The organism is Candidatus Paceibacterota bacterium (assembly GCA_035652395.1).
Taxonomy (GTDB): domain Bacteria; phylum Patescibacteriota; class Minisyncoccia; order Phycocordibacterales; family CAJBRS01; genus JADGRH01.
The window spans coordinates 1-7332 of record DASRDX010000008.1 but is presented as its reverse complement, the minus strand read 5'-3'; the positions used below and the strand labels follow the sequence as shown (position 1 = coordinate 7332).

The window sequence follows — 7332 nt, the reverse complement described above, 5'->3', positions numbered from 1 at the left end:
GTTTATAACTTGGCAGAAATGGAATTAGATACCACTGCAAAGAGAGTCGAAAAGACCGATAAGCACACGTTAAATCATGTCTTTTCGATTAGTAGGCTACAACTTTGTTTTACTCAAGGACTTAATTCTATTGGGTAAGTTGCATGTAGACGTCATACGCTTTATAAAATAAAAAATTAACTGACTTCACTTTCTCAATCAATTATTAGGCTATATTTTATGGAGAATGGTTTGGAGATCACATCAAAAGACTTTCATGAAATGGAAGAAATCTATTCGCTAGAATTCATCGATAGTGATAAGAAATTACTTATAATTGGCAAAGGTTCAGAAAGTAAAAAAGGTCAGCCTAAAATTTTAATATGGGATCTTTATAAATCAAATCAATAACTTTAAACAATTTTCCTTTGATAAAAGATCTTCCTTCTCGTTTAGTTTTTTTCATACTTACCGATTTTTTTATCTTTAGGTATCATTTGGCATATCGATCTGGCGATTTCAGCAATTTCGGCGGCGTTTGACGACTTTGGTGGCTTCTAAACGGTGTTACCAGTAGATGCAAATCGCCGCAGCGTATCGAACGACGTCACACTGCCGCATGGACCGGAACGATCGGCAGCCGTCGAAGCCGATTATTTCGAATATTTCAGATATTTCGAATATTTCGAATATTTCGAATAAATCGGATAAATCAGATATATCTGATAAATCGGATATATCGGATATATCTCTTTTATCGTTTAAATCAGATTTATCTCTTTTATTTGTTTTATCTGTTTTATTTCTATATGTAATTAAAGTCTATAAATACAATAAAGATCCCAACTGAGAAAGTCAGTCGCTTGTAAACGAAATTAATAAACACATTCATTTAATAGATACATGCATTGTTTAATAATACAATAAAACGAAACTATACTAAATCTATATTTGTCTAAGCTATTCTTAAACTAGTCTTAACCGATCCGTTACACTGACTACGCTCGTTGAAGTCTAGTTACGATCACGTGATATAACCGGACGAAGACTCTCCGCCACGATCCTCCGAAGCCTCCGTGTGATTTCCGTTTTACATCGACTCCACGTCAACGGCTCGACGAACTGACCCGGTTGACATTCTGGTGATTCCTGCCAGGTATCGGTAATTACAGACGAACTTGTAAACCACACCGATACGGCACCAATTGACGAACTTGCGAAAGAACTGGCAACCTTACAGACGAACTTGTAAACCTGTCGATAGGAATCGATTGCGAAAATCGACTGCAGACGAACTTGCGACGATTAACGCAGATTCAACATACGACGGACGACGAACTGTCCCAGAAACCAATACAGTAAACATCGGACGACGAACTGTCCAATAATTGCAGCAAGAATCGGACGACGAACTGTCCAAACGATTAAACAACGGACGACGAACTGTCCACATGATAAACATCGGACGACGAACTGTCCAAAGACGAAATCGATAGACATCGATAGAAATCGCAGAATTAAGATATCGAACGAACCCGATACCTTACGAAGCCTTAATTAACCGATAACTTTCGATTAATAACGAGAAACATCTGCATATACTGACGAACGATGAATAACCAACCAGTACGACCTCAACAGCAGCCACAGCAACAGCAACAGCCGCAAGCAGCCGGAGTGAACAACTTGCAGTTACAAGCGATCTTACAGGCCATCTTTGGACCTAACGGACAGAATATAGTGGCATTAACCCAACAGATACAAGCTCAACAGCAACCAGCACCAAGAGAGCTTACGCTGGTGAAAGTCGAACCATTCTATGGGAAAGACGAAGAGGACCCACACGAATGGATCGAACTGTTCAATCAAGCAGCCACAGCGAACCGATGGCAGGACAATAGGAAAGTAGCCATCGCTGCAGGATTACTACGAGACGCTGCCCATGATTGGTATATGAACGATCAGCCAAATATCCAACAGTGGCATGTAGCGAACCAACAGGGAAACTTTGACGAACGGTTCATTGCGCATTTCTCCCCAAAGACGAAACAAAATCAGTGGTATTACGAGTTAATGACCATTCGACAGACATCGGAGGAGAATGTAGACGAATATAGCCGCCGATTCAGGAAACTATTACGAAAAGTCAACACTCAAAACCTCGTACCTGATACTTTACAAGTACGAATGTTTCTATATGGGTTAGATCCCTTGTTGACTCCGTTAGTCTCCACTGATAATCCCGCAAACCTAAATGCCGCAATAGAGAGGGCAAAGGTCGTCGAAACGGGGTACAATTACGATCCAACGAAACGGATTTCGCTCGAAGTACCCGAAGCGATCGTGCAAAATTCAACGATAAATGCTACGATTCAGCCACAGACGACTCCGAAATCGAGCATTCCTAGTCCCGGAAGTGACATCGAAGCATTGACGCAGCAAATGCAGCAATTATCGATAAATTATGCTAATCTATCAGCTGCTCTGCTCGCGCAAACGGTACAAGTCACCCCAACGAAAACAGAGTACCGAAATGAAAGATCGGTAAAGATTGTCACCTGCTACAAGTGTGGCGAGCCTGGACATTTTGCCAGAGAGTGCCAAAGCGAAGTGAACAACCAAGCTCCGAAAACCACCCGATTCCAGACTAGAAGAGTGAAATATTTCGACCGCGGATACTACCCAAGCGAAGATGAAGAAGAGGCTGAAGTATACCTGAGTACCCGCTCAAGGTCATACCACAAAGTCGCCCCAAAGTCCCACAAGGAACAACATCTTCGGAAAAGGGACCGTATCCGAAGCGAACTGAATGAAGAAGATGAAATCTACATACCTGTCGCACCAGCAGCAAGGAAGAAAAATCGAAGAAAGTCAAAGCCGGCACCGATAGACCCCGAATTCAAAGAAGAAAAAGGAACCCAAGTTGTTCCTGTGTACTATTCCGAACCCGTTCCTGAAACAAACCAAGAATTTAGCCCCGGAATTAGACAGGAAGTCCTAAAGTATCCTTGGGAAGAATCGGTCAAACCTGTAAAGAACAGTAGCGAAAATTTCGCGGCTTACTTGGACCAAAAGTATAAGCCCTGGATACAACACGAAGTCCTAAAGAATAGAAGTATAGAACCTATTGGACCAGAAACGGAATCCAATGCCGAAAAGAAAGAGTCTCAAATGATCCCTACAGATCTTTTTAATTCCCTTTCCGATACCAACCCGAAATATGGTCTATGGTTAGAACACAAAGTCCCAACGCATATAGACGAGAAATCGAATAAGCATACAGGGAAAATCGATGGAAAATTGGCCGAAACAGTAAAGAAAATCAAGAAGGAATCGGACAAAACGGTAAAACCCGAAGTCCCAAAGTATATAAGTGAAGGAACCATTGGAATTGAGGCCGAATACGATCCGATTATGGAAATAATAAATCTGTACGAATTCCCCGACGAAGACCTACACGAAGTTTCAAAAAATAGAAGTGACGAAACAATCGGAACAGAGACTGAACCCGATCCCATCATGGAAATAATAGGACAGTACGAGAATCCGCACGAAGTTCCAACGCATATAGGCGAAGAAACCAACGAATCTGCAGAGAAATGCACCGAAACTCATGCAGTCCCTTTAGCCCAAACGACAGCCGAAGAAACGGCAGAACATCACCAAAAAATTGCAAATGTTTATCAGCAGGGATTGTTCCAGCAAATGCTAAAAGAGAATTCGGATATATGCGCCGAAAACCAAATGGAAATCAACCGAACCGAAGATGCGGAACTTAAAGACAGCCCCGAAGAATCCCTACCGAACGATCGGACACTGTATCGAGATAGCATACAGATACAGGATCGAAAACTTTTAAGGAAAGGAATTAAGGGAATAGAAACGGACGACATAGTCCGAAAGACATCGATTCCGAACGATCCGCCAGTAAACATCGAAAACAAAAACGATGACAGACGAATTTGCATCGATTACCAACGGAACAAACAAGTTGAAGCCGATTCCGATCCGTTAACGAAAGAAAACGACTTTCGGAACTATCGAAATTACGACGCCGGAACATACCAACGGATAATTAGTCAAGTTCCGCGATATTACGAAGGAAAATTTACAGCCGAAGACTTGAACGATCTCACGGCATATCCAACAATATCGGCCGAACGACCTTTCAGCCACATTCAGCAAGTGTCCGAAGTCTTCCGGCAAAGAAATACGAAAACCAAGGGAAAGGAAACTTACCTCTATCTTCCAAATCGGCTAATACCAAAGTTGAATATGAAACGATACTTACCCTATCCCGATCCGACGAAAATCGGAAAAACGAAGATTTACCCGGGAACGACAAGAATCGGCAATCTATCGGAGAGTTTTGAACAGTTGAATACCATGGATATGACCAGTGGCCAATGGCAAAAGGCGAAACACACTACCAACGCCGATGCGCTACCGAAACGACCTGAAAAAGAAGAAAAAGAAGAATCCGAAGTTAACAATGAAAACTTCACCGGCAAACTCCATCGAAAAACGGACGAATTTCCGACAACTAACGAAATCGTCAATCGATCACAAACCGGCACGATTCCTACCGATCCATCACCGACCAGTAAACCAACGAAAACTATCGTTGATAAAAATCGCCAACGTACACCGCATAGGAAGAAACTGCGCCCGATCAAAAGAAATCGATCCCTTCTTCGCAGGAGCTCGAAATTAAGGAGGGGAAGATTGTTACCGGTAGTTGCTAATCGCCGTAAAACGATAGATGACGATTGTTACCGGAAAACGCAGAACGCCGCAGTACGATGACGATGCTAATCGCTGCAGAACATCGTACGACGTCATGCTGCCGCATGGACCGGAACGATCGGCAGCCCCGATTATTTCGGATATTTCGAATATATCGAATATATTTCTTTTATATTATAAATAATTTGTATTTCTTTTAACTTTTAGATTAATTATATTACTTTTATAAATTAGATAAGTTTTATTTTATACATTTTATATATTTCTTATATTTGATTCATTACTTTTATTTCTTTTATATTTTATATCTGATAAATTCCTCTATGTAATAAAAAGTATAAATACAATAAAGGATCTGGCTAGAGCCAAAAGACATGCATTGTTAGAAAAACGAACTAGTACATAAATATATATAATAAAGAATAATTGTCTACGCTAACTAACCGATCCGTTACACTAACGCTAACTACACTCATTAAGGAATAGCTACGATCACGTGATATAACCGGACGAAGCCTCTCCGCGATTACTCTCCAACACCTCCGTTATATCTCCGTGATATTTCCGTTTTACAACAACTTCCCTGTCAACGTTCCGACGAACTGGTACGGTTGACATTCTGGTGATTCCTGCCAGGTATCGGTAATTACAGACGAACTTGTAAACCACACCGATACGGCACCGATTGCGAAAAATCGACTGCAGACGAACTTGCGACGATTAACGCAGAATAACCTACATCGGACGACGAACTGTCCAAAGAAGAATTGACGAAAATCGTTATACATCGACCGCAGACGAACTTGCGACGATTAACGAAGATTAGACTTTTAACGGACGACGAACTGTCCCGGGAACCAATACAGCAACCATCGGACAACGAACTGTCCAATAATTGCAATAAGAAACGGACGACGAACTGTCCACACGATAAACATTGGACGACGAACTGTCCAAAGACAAAATCGATAGACATCAATAGAAATCACAAAACTACGATATCGAACGAACCCGATATCTTTCGAAGCATTAATTAAACGAAAGTTTTCGATTAATAACAAGAAACAGGCAACGATGAATAACCAACCAGTACGACCTCAACAGCAGCCACAGCAACAGCAACAGCCGCAAGCAGCCGGAGTGAACAACTTGCAGTTGCAAGCGATCTTACAGGCCATCTTTGGACCTAACGGACAGAATATAGTGGCATTAACCCAACAGATACAAGCCCAACAGCAACCAGCACCAAGAGAACTTACGCTGGTAGAAGTCGAACCATTCTATGGGAAAGACAAAGAGGACCCACATGAATGGATCGAATTGTTCAATCAAGCAGCCACAGCGAACCAATGGCAGGATAATAGGAAGGTAGCCATCGCTGCAGGACTACTACGAGACGCTGCCCACGATTGGTATGTAAACGATCAGCCGAATATCCAACAGTGGCATGTAGCGAACCAACAGGGAAACTTTGACGAACGGTTCATCGCGCATTTCTCCCCAGAGACGAAACAAAATCAGTGGTATTACGAGCTAATGACCATTCGACAAACATCGGAGGAGAATGTGGATGAATATAGCCGCCGATTTAGGAAACTATTAAGAAAGGTCAACACACAGAATCTCGTACCCAATGCCTTACAAGTACGGATGTTCCTATATGGATTAGATCCCTTGTTGACTCCATTAGTCTCCACCGATAATCCCGCAAACCTAAATGCCGCGATAGAGAGGGCAAAGGTCGTCGAAACGGGGTACAATTATGATCCAACGAAACGAAGTTCGCTCAACGTACCCGAAGCGATCATGGAAATCCCGACGATAAATGCTATGATTCAGCCACAGACGACTCCGAAATCGAGCATTCCTAGTCCCGGAAGCGACATCGAAGCATTGACGCAGCAAATGCAGCAATTATCGATAAATTATGCTAATCTATCAGCTGCACTGCTCGCGCAAACGGTACAAGTCACCCCAACGAAAACGGAGTACCGAAACGAAAGATCGGTAAAGATTGTCACCTGCTACAAGTGTGGCGAGCCTGGACATTTTGCCAGAGAGTGCCAAAGCGAAGTGAACAACCAAGCTCCGAAAACCACCCGATTCCAGACTAAAAGAGTGAAATATTTCGACCGCGGATACTACCCAAGCGAAGATGAAGAAGAGGCCGAAGTATACCTGAGTACCCGCTCAAGGTCATACCACAAAGCCTCCCCAAAGTACCGCAAAGAACGGCATCTTCGGAAAAGGGACCGTACCCGAAGCGAACCAAACGAAGAAGATAAAGAAGAAATGTACGTACCTGCCGCACCAAGACATACAAGGAAGAAAATTCGAAGAAAATCGAAGCCGGCACCAATAGACTCCGAATTCGAAGAAGAAAAAGGAACCCAAGTCGTTCCTGTGTACTATTCCGAACCCGTTCCAGAAGCAGACCTGGAATTTAACCTACAGATGGAACACGAAGTTCCAAAGAATAAAAGTAACGAAATAATCAGAACGAAGATTAAACCCGATCCCATTATAGAAGTAATAAGTCTGTACCAGTTTCCCGACGAAAATCCACTCGAAGTTCCAACGCATATAACCGAAGAATCAGACGAAACG

At 42.5% G+C, this 7332-nt stretch carries 2 protein-coding genes; both read left to right on the top strand.

Going from position 1 to position 7332, the window contains the following annotated elements; translation table 11 throughout:
* Window positions 1-1590: 1590 nt before the first annotated feature.
* Complete coding sequence (locus VFA52_00095) at window positions 1591-4785, top strand: zinc finger CCHC domain-containing protein (GenBank protein HZS42616.1); 3195 nt, start codon at window positions 1591-1593, stop codon at window positions 4783-4785.
* Between the two features lie 1014 nt (window positions 4786-5799).
* Window positions 5800-7332, top strand: a 1533-nt coding sequence (locus VFA52_00090; GenBank protein HZS42615.1) for a zinc finger CCHC domain-containing protein, incomplete at its 3' end; no start/stop codon positions are given.

What these genes read in the sequence shown, in the direction of transcription:
- VFA52_00095 (HZS42616.1), top strand. Translation starts at nt 1,591, where the DNA reads ATGAATAACCAACCAGTACGACCTCAACAGCAGCCACAGCAACAGCAA.